We start from the raw sequence: 17,832 nt of genomic DNA on the forward strand, positions 1-17,832 counted from the left end.
TGACAGATGACAGATGACAGATGACAGATAACGAAATCTGTCAGTTGATCCCCGCGTCCGCACCCGCTCAGCACGCCTCCAGTCGCCCCTGCCGTACCGAGTACGCCACGAACCCGGCGCCCACCGCCAGGAAAACGGTTCCGCCGATGATGTACGGGGTGGTGTTCGGGCTTCCGGTGTCGGCGAGTTCGGTGGCGCGGCCGTCGGGGTCGGCCTTGGTGGAGGCGCTGTCCGTCGAGGTCGACGAATCCTGTCGTATGTCGGCGGCGTCCTGGGTCGCGTTCGCGGACGGCACGAACCACAGGGCGCCCAGAAGGGTCCCCGCGGCGGTTGCGGTCAGCAGCGATCGGCGGGCGGTCGACGACGCTCGACGTGCGACGGACACTGAATATCGATCCCCTTGTGGCGCGGGCGAATTGGCCGTGGACAGCGATGCTAATGAAAGGCGCGGGTCGCGGGAAAGTCGCGCGACCTGTGAGCCGTACGCTCCGGGGCATGAGTACACCTGAGACTTCACAGTTTGTCCGGCTTCGTTTGGAATTGGTGGTGGAGGTCGAGAATGTCGAGGCCGTCACCGGTGCGGCCTTGCGTCGGATCTCCGAGGACCCCGATATGCCGACCGATGAGCGGGCGCACGCCGAGAGTGCCGTGACGGAGGACACAGCGGAGGCGCTCGCGTATCTGATCGACCCGTTCGACCTGGTCAACGACGTGCCGGGGGTCGACCTGGCCCAGGCGTCATGGAGCAGTGAGGGAATCGACTACGACCCCGATTCGCCGGAATGGGGTCTTGACGAGGATGATGACGGCGAGGACGAAGAGGAAGACGGGCGCGGCTGAGGCGGCTTGGGAGATTCGTGACCCCGGGCGGCAACCGCCACCCGGGGTCCTCTCGTCTCAAGGGGCGCACTGGTCACCCGCGCACCACCGCTCGGACCACCGGTCGATGTGGACCGTCGGAGCGGCGATTCATGCGGACGGAGCGGCCGAAGTGGCGTATCCCACACATCGGCCCGAAGCGGAACGGCTCGGTGCCGTCACGGTGTTCTAGTGCTTACGGGGATTCTCGGTTCTGGGGATTTCGGCAACGATGGAGAAGCGTGTGATGACGAACAGTAAGCGGCGCAGGGGCCTGACGGTCGCGTCCGCACTGCTCGGCGGGGTGCTGGTGCTCTCTGCGTGCAGCGGAGGCGACAGCGACAACGCGTCCGGGAACGACGGCGGCGGGGACTCCTCGCAGGCCAAGGTCGACGAGGCGGCGGCCAAGAAGACCTCTGCGGCGGACATCAAGATCACGCCGCAGGACGGCTCGAACAACGCCTCCATCAACAACTCCGCCAAGGTCACGGTGAGCAAGGGCACGCTCACCGAGGTCACCATGACGACCGCCGACGGCACCGCCGTCGAGGGCGAGATATCCGCGGACAAGACGAGCTGGGCGCCGACCGCGCAGCTGGAGCGGTCCACCACCTACAAGGTCGCCGTCTCCGCCGAGGACTCCGAGGGTCTTGAGGCCCACGAGAACGCGTCGTTCACCACCGTCTCGCCGACCAACAGCTTCATCGGCACGTTCACGCCGGAGGACGGCTCCACCGTCGGCGTCGGTATGCCGGTCTCGCTCAATTTCGACAAGGCGATCACCAACAAGGCGGATGTCCAGAAGGGCATCACCGTCAGCTCCAGCTCCGGCCAGGAGGTCGTCGGGCACTGGTTCAACGCCAACCGGCTCGACTTCCGGCCCGAGGACTACTGGCAGGAGGGCTCCACCGTCACGCTGAAGCTCGCGCTCGACGGTGTCGAGGGTGCCTCCGGTGTCTACGGTGTGCAGCAGAAGACGGTGTCCTTCAAGATCGGCCGCAACCAGGTCTCGATCGTCGACGCCCAGACCAAGCAGATGAAGGTCATGCAGGACGGGAAGGTCGTCAAGACCATCCCGATCTCCGCCGGCTCGCCCGAGAACAAGACGTACGAGGGTCAGATGGTGATCTCCGAGAAGTTCAAGGAGACCCGGATGAACGGTGCGACGGTCGGGTTCACCGATGATGACGGCAAGGGCGAGTACGACATCAAGGACGTGCCGCACGCCATGCGTCTGACGACGTCCGGGACGTTCATCCACGGCAACTACTGGGGTGCCGACTCGGTGTTCGGCAACGTCAACACCAGCCATGGGTGTGTCGGTCTGAACGACACCAAGGGGGCGAACGACCCCAACACCGAGGCTGCCTGGTTCTACAACAACTCGATCATCGGTGATGTGGTGGTCGTCCAGAACACCGGTGACAAGACGGTGTCTCCCGACAACGGTCTCAACGGCTGGAACCTGAGCTGGGCGGACTGGACGGCGGGCTCCGCGGTCTGAGTGGTTCTTCGGTTCTTCAACGGCGCCATCCCGATCAACGGGGTGGCGCCGTTGGTGTGTTGGGCGCCTATCAGCTCGGGGGGTTGTGTGGGTGGGCGACTGCGGGTGGTTCGTGGTTGCTCGCGCAGTTCCCCGCGCCCCTGAAAAGCAGGGGCTGCGCCCCTATGCTTTTCAGGCCCGCAGGGCCTGGTCTTTCAGGGGCGCGGGGAACTGCGCGACCAGCCCCCACCCACCCGCAGTCGCCCACCCACCCCCTCGGGGGTCGAAGGGGCACCACCCCTGGGGATGGGACGGGTAGGGGCGGCGGGGGCGAGGAAACCTGTGAGACGGCACAGCCCTTCGCAGGCCCCGCCACAGGGTTCTCATGAGGCTCTCACTCGGGGCTTATTCCTTCATCACGCGGCGTCCCTAGCTTGCCGCCATGTTTTTCACCTACCTGAGGCGCGAACTGCGCCGCCGGAGAAAGGCGGCCCTCGTCGTCGCCTCCGGGCTCGCTCTGGGTATCGCACTGGTGATCGTGGTCAGTTCCGTGTCGTCCGGCATGGAGAAGGCGCAGGGCAAGGTGCTGGAGTCCCTGTACGGGCTCGGGACGGACATGACCGTCACCAAGGCACCGGCCGCCGACTCCGGCCAGAACGGCGGCGGCGACCGCCCACGGTTCGAGTTCGACGCCCAGGACAACGACTCCGACGAGGAACAGAGCAGTGACGTCGTCCTCGTCCAGGGCTTCCAGACCCTCGCCGACTCCACGGTCACCAAGGTCGGCACACAGCAAGGAGTCTCGGAGGCCGTCGGCGGTCTCAGCCTCCAAGTCATCAAGGTGAACGGGCAGTTCCGGCGCGGCGAGTTCCAGCAGGACGAGGGGGCGGGCACCGGCGGCGGGCAGGGCTTCCCCGGCGGCGGTCAGAACGGCGGCGGCAGCGGCCAGCCCCAGGGGCGGGTCGAGGGCGGCGGCGCTCAGTTCGACGTCAACAACTACTCCGTCTACGGCACCGACGTCACCCAGCCCGAACTCGGCCCGCTGACCTCCTCGAAGATCACCAGCGGCCGTACGTTCAAGACCTCCGAGACCGACGCCGAGGTGGCGGTCGTCGACACCTCGTACGCCAAGGAGAAGGAACTCAAGGTCGGTGGCAGTGTCACCATCAAGGGCACGAAGTTCGAGGTCATCGGGATCGCCACGCCCGACAGCGGGGACGCGGCGGCCAACCTCTACATCCCGCTGAAGCAGGCGCAGACGCTCAGCGACTCCCAGGACAAGGTCACCACGATCTACGTCAAGACGAGTGACTCCCAGCAGATCGACTCCGTCAAGTCGGCCATCCAGAAGAACATCGACGGCACGACCGTCACCACCTCCGCCGACCTCGCCGAGACGGTGTCGGGGTCGCTGTCCACCGCCTCCGATCTCGCGTCGAACGTGGGCAAGTGGCTGTCGATCGCCGTGCTGATCGCCGCGTTCCTGGTGGCCGGGCTGCTGACGTCGTCGGCGGTGTCCCGTCGGGTGCGGGAGTTCGGCACGCTCAAGGCGCTCGGCTGGAAGTCCGGGCGGGTCACTCGGCAGGTCGTGGGCGAGGCCGTGGTGAACGGGCTCGTGGGCGGTGTGCTCGGTATCGCGCTCGGGCTCGCGGGGGCGTACGCCGTCACCGCGATCAGCCCGACCCTGCAGGCCCAACTCGGCGCCAGCGGTGGGGGGTTCGGCGGTGGACCGGGCGGTGGCGGGCCCGGAGGCGGCTTCCCCGGTGGCGGTGGTGGTCCCGGCGGGGGTGGGCAGCAGGCGGCTTCCGAGGCGCTCGATGTCGCTCTCACCGCGCCCGTGAGCCTCTCCACGATCGTCGTCGCCGTCGGACTGGCCGTCGCGGGCGGGCTGATCGCCGGAGCCTTCGGCGGGTGGCGGGCCTCCCGGCTGCGGCCGGCGGACGCGCTGCGGCGCGTGGAGTAGACCGCGCGGCGAGATCCGTCCAGCCAGGTCCCTCCAGCCAGGTCCCCTCCAATCAGGCCCGTCCAGCCAGGTCCCTCCCATCAGGCCCGTCCAGCCAGGTCCGTCCAGCCAAGTTCTTCAGGGAATCCAGGAGTTGTTGCCTTCATGTACGTACTCAAGGGCGTCACCAAGCGCTATGCGCGCGGCAAGGACACCGTCAACGCGCTCGACGGGGTCGATCTCACCATCGCCGAAGGGGACCGGCTGGTCATTCAAGGGCCCACCGGCGGCGGGAAGTCCACGCTGCTGCAGATGCTCGGCGGGCTCGACAAGCCCAGTGCGGGGAGTGTCGAGCTGGACGGGACCGATCTCGCCACGCTGTCCGAGGCGCGGCTCACCAAGGTGCGCGGCGAGAACATCGGCTTTGTGTTCCAGAGCTTCAATCTCATCCCCACCCTCACCGCCCAGGAGAACGTCGAGACCGCTCTCGTCCCCCTCGGTGTGAAGGCGAGGGAGCGGCGGGAGCGGGCCGCCGAGGCGCTGACGTCGGTGGGGCTGGGGGAGCGGCTGGGGCATCTGCCGGCCGAGTTGTCGGGCGGGCAGCAGCAGCGGGTCGCGATCGCCCGGGCCCTGGTGAAGCGGCCGAAGGTACTGCTCGCCGACGAGCCCACCGGCAACCTCGACGAGTCCATGCGCGACGAGATCATGGAGGTGCTGGAGGGTCTGTGGAAGGAGCACGGGCTCACTTTTGTGATGGTCACCCATGACTCGACGCTGGCGAAGAAGGCCCCCCGGGTCGCGACGATCCGCAAGGGGCGGATCACCGTGAAGGAGAACGCCGGGGCCTGACACGGCTGTTGAGCGGGGCGCGTTGGAGTGGAGCCCGGGGCGCGTGCGAGGTGCGCGTGCTCCGGGTTTCGTGATTGCTGGGAGTCGGGGGTGTGGAGGGATGGCCGGATCGGGGTTTGGAAGGGAGAGCGGTCAGATAGCGGCACAAGTGAAGTAAATGCATCAGTTATGCGCCGTGTTTTGTGCGTTGTCCGCTGTTGAGCGGCAGTTGACCTCTCGTCATACTGCGTGACCCGGGGAAATTCGACCGGATTTCTGCCGTTGGATTTCTTCTGCCGGATTTCTGCTGCTCCAGGGGGAAAGTTGCGCAGACATATGGGTAGAGCGTGCGCGGTCCTGATCGCCATTGTTTCGACTGCGGCGCTGACGACGGGGACCGAGTACGCGGCCGGCGACGAGGCCGTGGGCACCGGCCGTATCGAGGCCCGGCATCGCATCACCCTCGTCACCGGTGACCGTGTGCTCATGGGGGCCGAGGGACGGGTGCTCGGGCTGGAGCGGGCCGAGGGGCGCAAGGGCGTTCCGGTTCAGGTGCGGGAGGTCGACGGCCATACGTATGTGCTGCCGGCCGATGCCGCCCGGCTGATCTCCGCCGGGCGGGTCGACCGGCGGCTGTTCGACGTCACCGAGTTGAACAGGGCCGACAGCCGCCGGGCCCAGCGGCGGGGGCTGAAGCTCATCGTCGGCTACAGCGGGAAGGCCGCCGGGGTGCGGGCCGACGTACGGGACGCCGGTGGCACCGAGGTGCGCCGGACGTTGAAGATCCTCAACGCCGACGCGGTGGTCGCGCCGAAGGACGATGTCGCCGAACTGTGGAAGGCGGTCACGGACTCCGACGGCACCGCGGCCTCCGGGGTCGCGCACATCTGGCTGGACGGCGTCCGCACGGCGAGCCTCGACAGGACGGTGCCGCGGATCGGCGCCCCCAAGGCGTGGAAGGCCGGCTACGACGGCAAGGGCGTCACCATAGCCGTGCTGGACACCGGCATCGACGCCACACATCCGGACCTCGTCGGCCAGGTGATCGCCGACAAGAACTTCTCCGCCTCGCCCGACACCACCGACAAGTACGGGCACGGCACCCATGTCGCCTCCATCGCGGCCGGGACGGGGAAGAAGTCCAAGGGCAAGTACAAGGGCGTGGCGCCCGGGGCCAAGCTGCTCAACGGAAAGGTGCTCGGCGACGACGGCTCCGGGGACGACTCCGGGATCATCGCCGGGATGGAGTGGGCCGCCGACCAGGGCGCCGATGTGGTCAACCTGAGCCTCGGCGGCCCGGACACCCCCGAGGTCGACCCGATGGAGGCCGAGATCGACAATCTCGCCACCGAGAAGGGCATCCTCTTCACGGTCGCCGCCGGCAACGACGGCGAGTAGGGCGAGAAGACGGTCGGCTCCCCGGGCAGCGCCGCCGGCGCGCTCACCGTCGGCGCGGTCGACGACAAGGACAGGCTCGCCCCCTTCTCCAGCCGGGGCCCGGGGCTGGACGGCCGGATCAAGCCGGACGTGACCGCGCCCGGCGTCGCCGTCACCGCCGCAGCGGCACCGGGCAGCGTCATCGACCAGGAGGTCGGGCAGAAGCCGGACGGCTATCTGACGATCTCCGGTACGTCGATGGCCACCCCGCATGTCGCGGGCGCCGCCGCCCTCCTCAAGCAACGGCACCCGCGGTGGACGTACGCCGAACTCAAGGGCGCACTCATCGCGTCCACCAAGAGCACGGGGTACACGCCGTACCAGCAGGGTTCGGGTCGTATCCGGGTCGACCGGGCCCTCAGGCAGAGCGTCGTCGCCGATCCGGTCTCCGTGGATCTCGGGGTCGCGGAGTGGCCGCACACCGACGACAAGCCGAGGACGCGGCAGCTGACGTACCGGAACCTCGGCAGCAAGCCCGTCACCCTGTCCCTGGCCGTCAAGGGCACCGACCCCAGGGGCAGGCCCGCGCCCGCCGGGTTCTTCGAGCTGGGCGCCAAGAAGGTCACCGTCCCGGCGGGCGGCAAAGCCACCGTGAAACTGAGCGCCCACACCAGGCTGGGCGGCAAGCTCAACGGCGCCTACACCGCGTACGTCGTCGCCACCGGCGGTGGACAGCGCGTACGGACGGCGGCGGCCGTGCGGCGCGAGGTCGAGTCGTACGACGTCACGCTCAAGGTGGTCGACCGGGGCGGGAAACCGGCGGTCGGCCACATGCTCGACCTCACCGGGGTCTCCGGGCTCGCCGAAGGCGTCTGGGTCATGCCGTACGACAAGGACGGCACGGTCTCGCTGCGGGTGCCGAAGGGGAGTTACATCCTCAACGCCGGGGTCGTCGTGGACCCGGACAATCTTGCCAAGGGCGCCGACTGGCTGGCCCGGCCGAGGCTCGACGTCGACCGGCGGATCTCGCTGACGCTGGACGCCCGCAAGGCGAAGCCGGTGAACGTGACCGTGCCGGAGACCGGGGCCGAATCCGTGTTCGCGGCGCCGGAGTTCACGCTGCGGGTGGGGGACGCCGGCTATACCTTCGGGTGGCTGCTCGACGGCTACGCGGGGTTCCGGACCGCGCATCTCGGGCCGTCGGTCGGCGGGGGCCGGCTCAGCCAGAGCTGGGCCGGGCAGTGGAACAAGGGGGAGACCTCGCAGTACTCCACCGTCACCCGGAGTGCGGTGGCGAGGCTTGCCACCGGCTTCACCAAGCGGTGGAAGAAGGGCGAGTTGGCCGTGGTGAAGGTCGGACTCGGGGCCTCCGCCGTCGGTAAGAACGGTGTGGTCACCGCGTGGCCCACGCTGCCCGGTGACGCCGGCATCCCGGCCGTCGGTGTCCAGCAGGCGCTTCCCGGCCGCCGGACCCTGTATCTGTCCACCGCCGGTGGCATCAGGTGGAGTTTCGACTTCGAGCAGTACGGCGGGGTCGACGAACAGGGGTATCCGGTCTCCGAGGTGTACTACACGACCGGGGACAGCCGCTCGTTCAGGGCCGGGCAGACGTATGCCCGGACCTTCAATGTGGGGGTGTTCGGGCCGAAGATCGGTGGGGTCCACGGGATTCGGCGGGATGGGGACGTGCTGTACGGGGCGTTGCCGATGTTCGCCGACGGGGGTGGGCATGTCGGGGCGTCCGTGTACGAGAAGGTCACGTCGAGTCTCTATCGCGATGGAGAGAAGATCGCTTCGGGGGAGGACGCGTTGGATGGGGCGCGTCAGTACGAGGTTCCTGCGGGGGCCGCGACGTACCGGCTGACGACGTCCGTCACGCGGGGTGCGGGGGTGGGGCGGGTCGGCTCCCGGATCGACGGGAGTTGGACCTTCAGGTCGAAGAGGACCGGGGAGGACACGGCGTTGCCGGTTTCCACGGTTCGGTTCGGGGGTGGATTTCTCGGGCTGGACAGTACGGCGGTCGGCGGGCGGAAGGTCAGTGTTCCGGTGACCGTGCAGGGGGCTGCCGTCGGGGGGAACCTCAAGTCGCTGGCTGTGTTTGTGTCCCGGGACGGGGAGCGGTGGAGCGAGGTTGAGGTGACGAACGGGCGGGTTGTGTTCGGGGGGCCTGGGGCGGGGGAGAGCGTGTCTCTGCGGGGGGTTGTGGTCGATCGAGAGGGGAATGTGGGGAGGGTGTCGATTTACGACGCGTATTTCGGGCGGTGAGTTTTGTCGCCCCCGCCGCCCCTGCCCATTCCCATCCCTAGGGGCGGCTGCCCCTCGACCCCGCCTTGGGCTTCGCCCGGGGCGCGGTCCAGCTCGGGTGCTGTGGATCGTTGGCGGGTTTCCGTGCGTGGGGGCTGGTCGCGCAGTTCCCCGCGCCCCTTCGAGGGCCTGCGGCCACTCGTCCCCTTCGGGGGCCTGCGGCCCCCTCTCACCCAGTCGGTGCTCTTGTTGCGTCTGTGCCCCAGATGGACAGGAGGTGGAGGGCTTCGGCGGAGGGGGAGTTGGGTTCTGGGTGGTAGATGATCAGGGTTTGGTCCTGGTCGTCGGGGAGGGGGAAGGACTCGTAGGCGAGGGTCAGGGGGCCCACCAGGGGGTGGTGGAGCTGTTTTACGCCGTTGCTCTTCTCCTTGACGTCGTGTGTGGCCCACAGGCGGCGGAACTCGTCGCTCTTGACGGACAGTTCGCCCACCAGGGCGGCCAGCCGGGGGTCGTCGGGGTGGCAGCCGGCGTCCATGCGGAGGTAGCTGACCATGTCGGCGGCCTTCTGGTCCCAGTCGACGTACAGATCCCGGGACGCGGGGTGGAGGAAGACCAGCCGGGCCCAGTTGCGCTCCTGGGCGGGCAGCTGGGACCAGTCGCCGAAGACGGCCGCCGCCATGCGGTTCCAGACGAGGATGTCCGAGCGCCGACCGGAGACGTATGCGGGGACGCCGTCCAGTGTGTCGACCAGCTGCCGCAGGGAAGCGCGCACCTGCTGCGGCCGGGCCGACGGCTTCTTCTTGTGGGCCTTCGGCTTGGCGAGATGCGTGAGGTGGGCGTGCTCGGCGGCGTTCAGCCGCAGGGCACGGGCGATGGAGTCCAGGACCTCGGCGGAGACATTGCGGCCGTTGCCCTGTTCGAGGCGGGTGTAGTAGGCCACGGACACCCCGGCGAGCTGGGCCAGCTCCTCCCGCCGCAGCCCGGGCACCCGGCGGTGACGGCCGAACGCCGGCAGCCCGACGTCCTCCGGCTGCAGCCGGGCCCGCCGGGTGCGCAGAAACTCGCTGAGCTCGGCACGCCGGTCCAGCGCACCGGGGGCACCCGCGGCACCGGCACCGCCACCTGCGGCTGCGGTGCCGGGGGGCGGGCCGGTCGGCGGCTCCTGTGCGGCTTCGGGCTGTTCGTCCATACGTCAAGTATTCCTGGTCGTACGCCCATGAGCCTGACCCCGCCAGTGGTAGGACCAGCGGACGTACGCAGAGCCGTGACCTGGGTGAACGTCGTGGCGTACGGCACGATGAATGCCGTACCCGGCCGGAAGGCAGGCCGGATACGGGACGACCACCAGGAGAACCCCGGCATGACCACCACTGTTGCCGCTTACGCCGCCCCCGCCGCCAAGGCTCCGCTGGAGCGCACCACCATCGAGCGTCGCGAGGTCGGTGAGTTCGACGTTCTGATCGACATCAAGTTCGCCGGCATCTGCCACTCCGACATCCACCAGGCCCAGGAGGGCTGGGGCGAGGCCATCTTCCCGATGGTCCCCGGCCATGAGATCGCCGGCATCGTCGAGGCCGTCGGCTCCGGCGTCACCCGGTTCGCCGTCGGTGACCGCGTCGGCGTCGGCTGCATGGTCGACTCCTGCCGTGAGTGCGAGAACTGCCGGGCCGGTCTGGAGCAGTACTGCCACGACGGCAATGTCCAGACGTACAACGGCATCGGCAAGGACGGCGAGCCCACCTACGGCGGCTACTCGCAGAAGATCGTCGTCGACGAGGCGTTCACCCTGCGCATCCCCGAGGGCATCGCCCTCGACGAGGCCGCGCCCCTGCTGTGCGCGGGCATCACCACGTACTCCCCGCTCAAGCACTGGAACGCCGGCCCCGGCAAGAAGGTCGCCGTCGTCGGGCTCGGCGGTCTCGGGCACATGGGCGTCAAGCTGGCGCACGCGCTCGGCGCCGAGGTGACCGTGCTGTCGCAGTCCCTGCGCAAGCAGGAGGACGGGCTGAAGCTGGGCGCCGACCACTACTACGCCACCAGCGACCCGAAGACCTTCCAGGAACTGCGGGGCACCTTCGACCTCATCCTGTCGACGGTCTCCGCCCCGATGAACCTCGACGCCTTCCTGTCCCTGCTCCGCACCGATGGCGCCTTCGTGAACGTCGGCGCCCCCGAGGAGCCCGTCTCCCTCAACCTCTTCTCGGTGATCGGGGGCCGCAAGACCCTCGCCGGGTCCGGTATCGGCGGTATCCGCGAGACCCAGGAGATGCTCGACTTCTGCGCCGAGCACGGCCTGGGCGCCGAGATCGAACTCATCCGCGCGGACCAGATCAACGAGGCGTACGAGCGCGTCCTGTCGAGCGATGTCCGCTACCGCTTCGTGATCGATACGGCGACGATCTGAGGGGGCGATGAGGGGAGTCCGTGACGGATGGTGAGGCTCCCGGCCGGGGTTCTAGCGTGGGAAGAGCCAGCGATGAACGACGTATGACGTACGAGGAGGCACGCACATGCCCGTCGCACTGAACCACACGATCGTCGCCGCCCATGACAAAGAGGCCTCGGCTCGGTTCCTGGCCGACATCCTGGGGCTTGAGGTGAGTCCGGAGTTCGGCCCCTTCACCCCGGTCGAGATCCCCAACGGCGTGACCCTCGACTACATGGAGAGCCCCGGCCCGATCACGCCCCAGCACTACGCCTTCCTGGTCACGGAGGACGAGTTCGACGAGATCTTCGCCCGCGTCAAAGCGGCCGGACTGACGTACTGGGCCGACCCGTTCCACCGCCGCACCAACGAGATCAACACCAACGACGGTGGCCGCGGCACCTACTTCGACGACCCCAACGGCCACAACCTGGAGATCATCACGAGGCCGTACGGAAGCGGGTCCTGAGCGGCATTCGGGGCGTGGTGTCGCCCGGGTGCGGCCTCGTCGCCGTGGCCGGACCATGGATGAAGGGGAGGGCGGAGCGGACGGTCGCGGTGCGATGACGACGGCTCGGGGGGCTTCGAGGTGTGAGTGACATGCCCCTTCACAAGGTCCGCCCGGGTACGGTCCACACGATCCGCCCGGACATCAGTGTGCTGGCCGACAGTCTGGAGGTGCCGGGGATCGGGCATCTCCCGGTGAACGCGTTCGTACTGCACGGCAAGCAGCCGGTGGTCGTCGACACGGGCCTCGGCCTGCCCGACCGGAACTTCGTCGAGACCCTCGACGCCGTACTGGACCCCGTCGACGTCCGCTGGATCTGGCTCACCCATCCCGACCGCGACCACACGGGAGGGATCTTCGAACTGCTGGCCGTCGCGCCGGAGGCTCAGGTCGTGACGACGTTCCTCGGCGCCGGCATCCTCTCCTGCGAACACCCCCTGCCCATGGACCGCCTCTACTTCCTCAACCCCGGCGAGACGCTCGACGTGGGCGACCGCACGCTCACCGGCTTCCGCCCACCCCTGTTCGACAACCCCGCGACCGTCGGCTTCTTCGACAACGCCTCCGGGGTCTGTTTCAGCTCCGACTGCTTCGGCGCCCCGCTGCCCACGGCCGAGCTGGCCCGGGCCGTCGACGTCCGCTCCGTCACCGTCGACGATCTGCGCGCCGCGCAACTGCTGTGGGCCACGGTCGACAGCCCCTGGGTGCGGATCGTCGACGAGGAGAAGTTCCTGGCGACCTTCGAACTGCTGAAGGACCGCAAGCCCGACCTGGTGCTCTCCACCCACCTCCCCCCGGCCGCGGGCATCACCGGCTCCCTCCTCGACACCCTCGCCACGGCCCCCTCCGCCCCACCCTTCACCGGCCCCGACCAAACGGCCCTCGAACAACTACTGGCCGGCTTCGAGCCAGACGGCGGCGGCCGCGGCCACTGATCGACATGGGGGGCGGAGGGGTCGGTGCGGGCGGCGGAGCGGATGTCCGGCCGCCCGCTTCTCTGCCGCCGCCCACATCACCGCCGTACGACTGCGGACGCCTACATCACCGCCGTACGACTGCGGACGCCTACATCACCGCCGTACGACTGCGGACGCCCACATCACCGCCGTACGACTGCGGAGGCGTTACGCCTTACGGCGCCCCGCCCCGAGCGGGGCCGTCAACAGCACCAACCCCACGGCGAGAACGCCCAGACCGCCCCACGACACTGCGGGCAATCGCTCACCGAGCACGCCGACTCCCAGGACCGCCGCGACGGCGGGCTCGGCCAGCGTCAGAGTCGTGGCCGTGGACGCCGACGTACGACGCAGCCCGTACCCGAAGAGCCGGTAGGCCAGCCACACGGTGAACACGGCCAGATACCCGGCCACGGCCACGCCCCGCGCACTGACCAGCCACTGCGCGCCGAGGAACACCACCAGCGGCGCCATGAGCAGCCCGGCCGCGCCGAACAGCACACCCATCACGGCGTCCGAGGCGTGCCCGGCGGTGATGAGCCGGCCGCCGATCAGCGAGTACAGGGCGTACGACAGCCCCGCGCACACGGCGAGCGCGACGCCCGTGAGGTCCGTCGGTGCGGAGTGCCCGGTGAGCGTGGGGCCCAGTACCAGCAGGGCGCACCCCAGTACGGCGGCGGTGGTGGCGCCGGCCCAGCGGGCGGTCGGCCGGGCCCGGCCGGTGAGCCAGGCCAGCAGTCCGGCGAAGACCGGCGCGCTGCCGAGGGCGATCACGGTGGCGACGGCCACGCCGGTGCGGGCCACCGCCGGGTAGAACGACACCGGGTACCCGGCGACCGCCAGTACCCCGAGCGCGAGCAGCCACCGTTCACGTCGGCCGCAACGACCGGGCAGCGAACGGGCGCCGCGTGCGGTCAGGTACAGCAGCACCCCACCGAGCGCCAGCCCGGCACCCCCGATGGCCGCCGAGGGAGCGCCCGAGGGCGCGAACGAACCGGCGGTACCGGTCGTACCCCACAGCAGGGCCGAGGTGAGGATCGGCGTGGGCCCACCGAACAGAGCGCCACATGAACGGCGAGCGCCCTCCGCTGTGGCGGCCGGGTGCGAAGAGTCCTGCGAAGAGGACGAAGAGGATGAAGAGGACAGAGAGGGAGTGCGATTCGGCACAGTCGTGATCTTCCGTCGTCGAATGCGAATGAATGCGATCCGAGAACGGGCGCACGACAACAGCCCCTGACCGAACGAACAGCCGTCGGACCGCATCGCGGGCCGACGGGCTGCACTACGAGCCGGTGGGGCCGGGGATCAGACCACCGCTGCCTGCGCCCGTCAGACGCAGAGAGGCGGCAGCACGACGTGCCAGTAGGTGTTCACCCGGGGATACTAACGGGCCCTTGGCCAGGCCGAGCGGGCGGCGGCGGACCTCAGCCCTCCGCCTTCGCCACCCCGATCGGGCAGGAGACCCCGGTGCCGCCGATGCCGCAGTAACCCGCCGGGTTCTTGTCGAGGTACTGCTGGTGGTAGGGCTCGGCGGGGTAGAAGGCGCGGCCCTCGGCCGGGAGGATCTCGGTGGTGATGGGGCCGTAGCGGGCGGTGGTGAGGACTTTCTGGTAGGCGTCGCGGGAGGCTTCGGCGACCGCCGCCTGCTGCGGGGTGTGGGTGTAGATCGCCGAGCGGTACTGGGTGCCGACGTCATTGCCCTGCCGGAAGCCCTGCGTCGGGTCGTGGGACTCCCAGAAGACCTGGAGCAGACGCTCGTAGGAGATGAGGGAGGGGTCGTGGACGACGCGGACGACCTCGGTGTGGCCGGTCAGACCGGAGCAGACCTCCTCGTACGTCGGGTGCTCCGTGGACCCGCCCTGGTAGCCGACCAGCGTGGTCCACACCCCCGCCGGCAGCTGCCAGAACTTCCGCTCCGCGCCCCAGAAGCAGCCGAGCCCGAAGTCGGCGATCTCCAGATGCTCGGGGTAGGGGCCGAGGAGGGGATTGCCCAGCACGGTGTGACGGCCCGGCACCTCGAACGGCCGCTCTGCGCGACCACGCAGCGCCTGCTCGGGGGTGGGCAGCTGGGGCGTGCGGCCGAAGAACATCAGCGACTCCTGTCAGGCTCGTCAGGCTCGTGGAACGGGGAACGGGGAACAGGGGAATGGGGAACGTTGAAACGAGGGAGCGGTACCCGGCACAACGTTCCGGGCACCGCTCGAATTCCGCCGCGCGAGCCACATCGCGTTCCCTCGCGTGTTTCGCCTCGCGTTTCGCCGCGTGTTTCCTCGCGCGAGCTGCCTCGCCCGAAGGCCGTCCTAAGCCGCAGCGCCTGGGTACCTTCAGCCGGCCGCCCCCTCCGCGGCCACCACCTGCGCCGACCCGTTGCGGATACGGCAGTAGTACGCGGCCATCGCGGCCCCGTCGCCCTGATAGCGCCACGGCAGCGCGTTCACATACCCGTCGACCAGCTTGAACTGTTCGAGCGCGGCGGCGTCGCGGTCCTGGAGGGAGAGGTAGTACGCGAGGAGGTGCCGCAGCTCGGGCAGCCGGGGGTGGGCGGCGTCGGCCGCGGCGGCGTCGGCGAGGCCCGCGTCGACCCGGCCGATCATCTTCGGCGTACGGTCGACATCGGCGTCGTCCGACGTGTCGTGCTCGAAGTGCGCGATGAGGGGCAGGACGGTCAGCAGGCTGCCCAGCGGCGCGTCCGCCGCCGCCCGCTCGGCGAACTCCGTGGCCAGCCGCTCCGAGCCCCGCCACTTCGCACACCAGTACTGCAACGCCGAGAAGTGCGCCTCGTAGTGGTGCGGGGCGCGTGCCGTGATCTCCGACCACAGCCGGTCCATCTGGGCATGCGGATAGCCGAGGCCGAGGGCCACCCAGATCTCCGTGATGTACGGGGTGGGGTCGTCGGGGTTGAGCGCGGCCGCCCGCGCGATCTCCTCGCGGGAACGTTCCAGCATCCGATGGAAGCCTCCGAACTGCTCACTCGTCGTGTGCCTGGCCAGCCTCCCGCCCCGCAGATCCCACGCCAGGATCACCGTGGAGCGGGCCCGTACGACGGCCGCGTCCGGGTCGTCGGGGCGGTCGGACTCCCACGCGAGCAGCCAGTCGTCCTCCTTGGCCGCGATCTCGGCCAGCTGGTACGCGGCCGACGAACGGCGCTCCCAGTCCCGGCCGATGTCCTGGAGCAGCTTGGCGGCGGCCTTCCAGTCCCCGCCGCGCACCGACGCGAGCGCCGTCTCCACACCGGCCGACGGCGGACCGGCGTACTTGGTGTTCTGCCGCTCGGCGGGCAGCAGCCCCAGTGCCTCGGCCGCGCTCGGGTCCTCCTCGGGCGGACTCGGCCGGAAGAACTCCTTCAGGAACACCCCGGCGATCCACAGCCCGAACAGCAGCGTCGGCACGGCCAGTACGGCGAGTATCCACAGCAGTACGGTCATCGCGGGGCGTCCGTCTCTCGCGCGGCGGGGCCATGGGGCGCGGCCGGGGGCAGCAGCGCGCGCAGCGGCCCGGTGTCCGGGTGGTCGGCGACCGCCGCCGCGATCGCCGCGCCGAGGTCGGCCTCCGAGCCGTCCGGCGCGGGCGGCAGCTTCACCGACGCCGGCTCCGACCAGGAGAACTCCCAGGTCAGCCGAGCGTGCGCGCTCAGCTCCGCCAGCGCCATGGCCCGCACCGCGTCCGCCAGCGCGGGCCGTACGAACTCACGGAACGCCCGGCCCTGCGCCTCCGCCGCCCGGTCGGACAGCGGCAGCCGCCGCGCCAGCTGCCACAGCTGACCGTCGTCGATCACCTTCAGCAGCGCGGACAGGGTCGGGTGGTCCTTGGTGTACAGGGCGAGGGCCCGGTGCAGCGCGGTGTCGAGGGAGGCGAAGTTCGCCGCCATCGAACCGTCCAGCAGCTCCTGCCAGTCGCCGGCCCGCCGGAACTGCCGCGCCTCCTCGGTCAGCACCGCGTCCTCCAGCGCCGCCAGCGTCCGGTCCGGGTCGCCGAGCAGGGACAACGCCACGCCCCTGGCCTTGTCGACGCGTCCGTCGGCGGGCAGCGCCTCGATCCGCTCGACCCTCTCCGCGATCGGCGGATGCGAGTCGTACGGCGACGACGGCTCGGTCGGCAACTCGGCGCGCAGGCCGACCAGTTCGAGCTGGCGGGCGGTGAGCATCCGGCCGTAGCCGCCGAAGAACTCACCGCGCGGCGGCAGCATGCGCGCCTCGGAACCGAGCGTGGCGTAGCTGTTCATATAGAACCCGAACGCCGCGTCCAGCGCCGGGATCTCACGCAGCGCCGACGCGGTCGCGTCCCGCCCGGCGATCCGCGCGGCAGCGGCGTCGGCGGCGTACTCCTGCCGGCGCGAACCGGCGAGCGTGGCCCGGAAGTACAGCTTGGCGTAGCCGATGTAGATCTTCGCCATCGCGCGGTACGTGATGCCCGCGGACCCGGTGTCGACCTCCTTCGCCTGCTTTCCCTTGGCCACGGCCTTGGCGTTCTTCTTCTCCTGCCGCGCCCGCTCCCGCCCGGCGGTGTTGTCGGCCCGCTGCTCGAAGTGCCCGATCGTCCGCAGCACCTGGGCCCGGCCGCGTACGGTGATCGCCGCGAGCCGGGTGTCGGAGTTGGAGTAGTGGCCCAGCTCATGGGCGAGGACCGCGCGCAACTGGGCCTCGGTCAGGCCCTGGAGCAGCGGTACGCCGAGGTAGAGGCGGCGCGGGCCGGGCAGCAGGCCGAGCAGTCGGGCGTCCTCGCTGACCGCCGCGTTGACATCGGGCGTCAGCACGATCCGCGACGGTGCGTGCGTGCCGACCTCGTCGGCCAACTCCCGTACCGTACGCCACAGTTCGGGCTCATCGGCCTCCGTGACCGCCAGCCCCTCAGGCTCCTCGCCCTTCGGGGTGCGCAGCATGAACAGGCCCCGGACCAAGGGGATCGCCAGGAGTACGGAGACCACGTACAACTTGGCCGCCAGGCTGGACGGGGCATGCAGATACAGCAGATAGTCGGCGGCGGCCAGCGCCGCGAGCAGGATCACGCCGAGCAGATAGAAGCCGGCGAGCAGTACGAGGGCGCGCGTAGCGCGCAGGGTCGCGCCCATTGGGCTGAGGTCCCCCCACGGGAAAATGGCATTCGGATGACGGTCGTGGACGTGTCTGTGGACGTGTCCATGACCGAGTGTGAGGGGCGGAGTATGGCCCAGGGGGGCTTGGGGGTGCAAGGGCTTACTGCGGGGGGCGCCCA

The 17,832-nt window shown here is 69.7% G+C and carries 13 protein-coding genes and 1 pseudogene; 8 read left to right on the plus strand and 6 right to left on the minus strand.

Annotated elements, in window-relative coordinates; genetic code table 11:
• Window positions 1–67: 67 nt before the first annotated feature.
• Complete coding sequence (locus tag ACWD4G_RS33165) at window positions 68–385, minus strand: hypothetical protein (protein ID WP_451300050.1); 318 nt, start codon at window positions 383–385, stop codon at window positions 68–70.
• A gap of 110 nt (window positions 386–495) precedes the next feature.
• On the opposite strand from ACWD4G_RS33165, the gene ACWD4G_RS33170 reads away from it, so the two are divergent.
• From ACWD4G_RS33170 to ACWD4G_RS33190, 5 genes and pseudogenes are all read left to right on the plus strand, one after another.
• A complete protein-coding gene (locus ACWD4G_RS33170) occupies window positions 496–840 on the plus strand; it encodes a hypothetical protein (protein WP_451300052.1) in 345 nt (114 codons plus the stop codon).
• 250 nt (window positions 841–1,090) lie between these two features.
• Window positions 1,091–2,362: an Ig-like domain-containing protein gene (locus tag ACWD4G_RS33175; RefSeq protein ID WP_451300054.1), complete on the plus strand. Its 1,272-nt coding sequence runs from the start codon at window positions 1,091–1,093 to the stop codon at window positions 2,360–2,362.
• Window positions 2,363–2,783: 421 nt separating this feature from the next.
• The gene (locus tag ACWD4G_RS33180; protein WP_451300056.1) at window positions 2,784–4,304 is read left to right on the plus strand and encodes an ABC transporter permease; all 1,521 of its coding nucleotides are present in this window, start codon (window positions 2,784–2,786) and stop codon (window positions 4,302–4,304) included.
• Between the two features lie 144 nt (window positions 4,305–4,448).
• Window positions 4,449–5,132, plus strand: a complete 684-nt coding sequence (locus tag ACWD4G_RS33185; protein WP_451300058.1) for an ABC transporter ATP-binding protein — start codon at window positions 4,449–4,451, stop codon at window positions 5,130–5,132.
• Between the two features lie 315 nt (window positions 5,133–5,447).
• Window positions 5,448–8,753: pseudogene (locus ACWD4G_RS33190) on the plus strand (S8 family peptidase).
• Window positions 8,754–8,961: 208 nt separating this feature from the next.
• Here the strand turns inward: ACWD4G_RS33190 and ACWD4G_RS33195 are convergent.
• The gene (locus ACWD4G_RS33195) at window positions 8,962–9,921 is read right to left on the minus strand and encodes a helix-turn-helix domain-containing protein (protein ID WP_451300060.1); all 960 of its coding nucleotides are present in this window, start codon (window positions 9,919–9,921) and stop codon (window positions 8,962–8,964) included.
• Between the two features lie 171 nt (window positions 9,922–10,092).
• Between ACWD4G_RS33195 and ACWD4G_RS33200 the strand changes: the two genes are divergently transcribed.
• The 3 genes from ACWD4G_RS33200 to ACWD4G_RS33210 all read left to right on the plus strand — a co-directional run bounded on the left by ACWD4G_RS33200 (window position 10,093) and on the right by ACWD4G_RS33210 (window position 12,600).
• Window positions 10,093–11,136 carry an NAD(P)-dependent alcohol dehydrogenase gene (locus ACWD4G_RS33200; protein ID WP_451300224.1) on the plus strand — a complete coding sequence of 348 codons (1,044 nt, stop codon included), beginning with the start codon at window positions 10,093–10,095 and terminating at the stop codon, window positions 11,134–11,136.
• Window positions 11,137–11,242: 106 nt separating this feature from the next.
• Window positions 11,243–11,626 carry a VOC family protein gene (locus tag ACWD4G_RS33205; RefSeq protein WP_451300062.1) on the plus strand — a complete coding sequence of 128 codons (384 nt, stop codon included), beginning with the start codon at window positions 11,243–11,245 and terminating at the stop codon, window positions 11,624–11,626.
• 131 nt (window positions 11,627–11,757) lie between these two features.
• Window positions 11,758–12,600 carry an MBL fold metallo-hydrolase gene (locus ACWD4G_RS33210; RefSeq protein WP_451300064.1) on the plus strand — a complete coding sequence of 281 codons (843 nt, stop codon included), beginning with the start codon at window positions 11,758–11,760 and terminating at the stop codon, window positions 12,598–12,600.
• Window positions 12,601–12,789: 189 nt separating this feature from the next.
• Here ACWD4G_RS33210 and ACWD4G_RS33215 read toward each other — a convergent pair whose 3' ends face one another.
• The 4 genes from ACWD4G_RS33215 to ACWD4G_RS33230 form a co-directional block, all read right to left on the minus strand.
• Window positions 12,790–13,884: a DMT family transporter gene (locus ACWD4G_RS33215; RefSeq protein ID WP_451300066.1), complete on the minus strand. Its 1,095-nt coding sequence runs from the start codon at window positions 13,882–13,884 to the stop codon at window positions 12,790–12,792.
• 161 nt (window positions 13,885–14,045) lie between these two features.
• Window positions 14,046–14,711 carry a peptide-methionine (S)-S-oxide reductase MsrA gene (gene msrA / locus ACWD4G_RS33220; protein WP_451300068.1) on the minus strand — a complete coding sequence of 222 codons (666 nt, stop codon included), beginning with the start codon at window positions 14,709–14,711 and terminating at the stop codon, window positions 14,046–14,048.
• A gap of 234 nt (window positions 14,712–14,945) precedes the next feature.
• Window positions 14,946–16,046, minus strand: a complete 1,101-nt coding sequence (locus ACWD4G_RS33225) for a hypothetical protein (RefSeq protein WP_451300070.1) — start codon at window positions 16,044–16,046, stop codon at window positions 14,946–14,948.
• Window positions 16,043–17,689, minus strand: coding sequence for a M48 family metalloprotease (locus ACWD4G_RS33230; protein WP_451300072.1), 1,647 nt, complete (start codon window positions 17,687–17,689; stop codon window positions 16,043–16,045). Before ACWD4G_RS33230 ends, ACWD4G_RS33225 begins: the two co-directional genes overlap by 4 nt.
• Between the last annotated feature and the right edge of the window lie 143 nt (window positions 17,690–17,832).

This window comes from Streptomyces sp. NPDC002643 (assembly GCF_053592555.1).

Excerpts from the sequence above, each read along its gene's own strand:
- ACWD4G_RS33170 (WP_451300052.1), top strand. The coding sequence starts at position 496 with ATGAGTACACCTGAGACTTCACAGTTTGTCCGGCTTCGTTTGGAATTG.
- ACWD4G_RS33175 (WP_451300054.1), top strand. The coding sequence starts at position 1,091 with ATGGAGAAGCGTGTGATGACGAACAGTAAGCGGCGCAGGGGCCTGACG.
- ACWD4G_RS33180 (WP_451300056.1), top strand. The coding sequence starts at position 2,784 with ATGTTTTTCACCTACCTGAGGCGCGAACTGCGCCGCCGGAGAAAGGCG.
- ACWD4G_RS33185 (WP_451300058.1), top strand. The coding sequence starts at position 4,449 with ATGTACGTACTCAAGGGCGTCACCAAGCGCTATGCGCGCGGCAAGGAC.
- ACWD4G_RS33195 (WP_451300060.1), bottom strand. The coding sequence starts at position 9,921 with ATGGACGAACAGCCCGAAGCCGCACAGGAGCCGCCGACCGGCCCGCCC.
- ACWD4G_RS33200 (WP_451300224.1), top strand. The coding sequence starts at position 10,093 with ATGACCACCACTGTTGCCGCTTACGCCGCCCCCGCCGCCAAGGCTCCG.
- ACWD4G_RS33205 (WP_451300062.1), top strand. The coding sequence starts at position 11,243 with ATGCCCGTCGCACTGAACCACACGATCGTCGCCGCCCATGACAAAGAG.
- ACWD4G_RS33210 (WP_451300064.1), top strand. The coding sequence starts at position 11,758 with ATGCCCCTTCACAAGGTCCGCCCGGGTACGGTCCACACGATCCGCCCG.
- ACWD4G_RS33215 (WP_451300066.1), bottom strand. The coding sequence starts at position 13,884 with ATGCGGTCCGACGGCTGTTCGTTCGGTCAGGGGCTGTTGTCGTGCGCC.
- msrA (WP_451300068.1), bottom strand. The coding sequence starts at position 14,711 with ATGTTCTTCGGCCGCACGCCCCAGCTGCCCACCCCCGAGCAGGCGCTG.
- ACWD4G_RS33225 (WP_451300070.1), bottom strand. The coding sequence starts at position 16,046 with ATGACCGTACTGCTGTGGATACTCGCCGTACTGGCCGTGCCGACGCTG.
- ACWD4G_RS33230 (WP_451300072.1), bottom strand. The coding sequence starts at position 17,689 with ATGGGCGCGACCCTGCGCGCTACGCGCGCCCTCGTACTGCTCGCCGGC.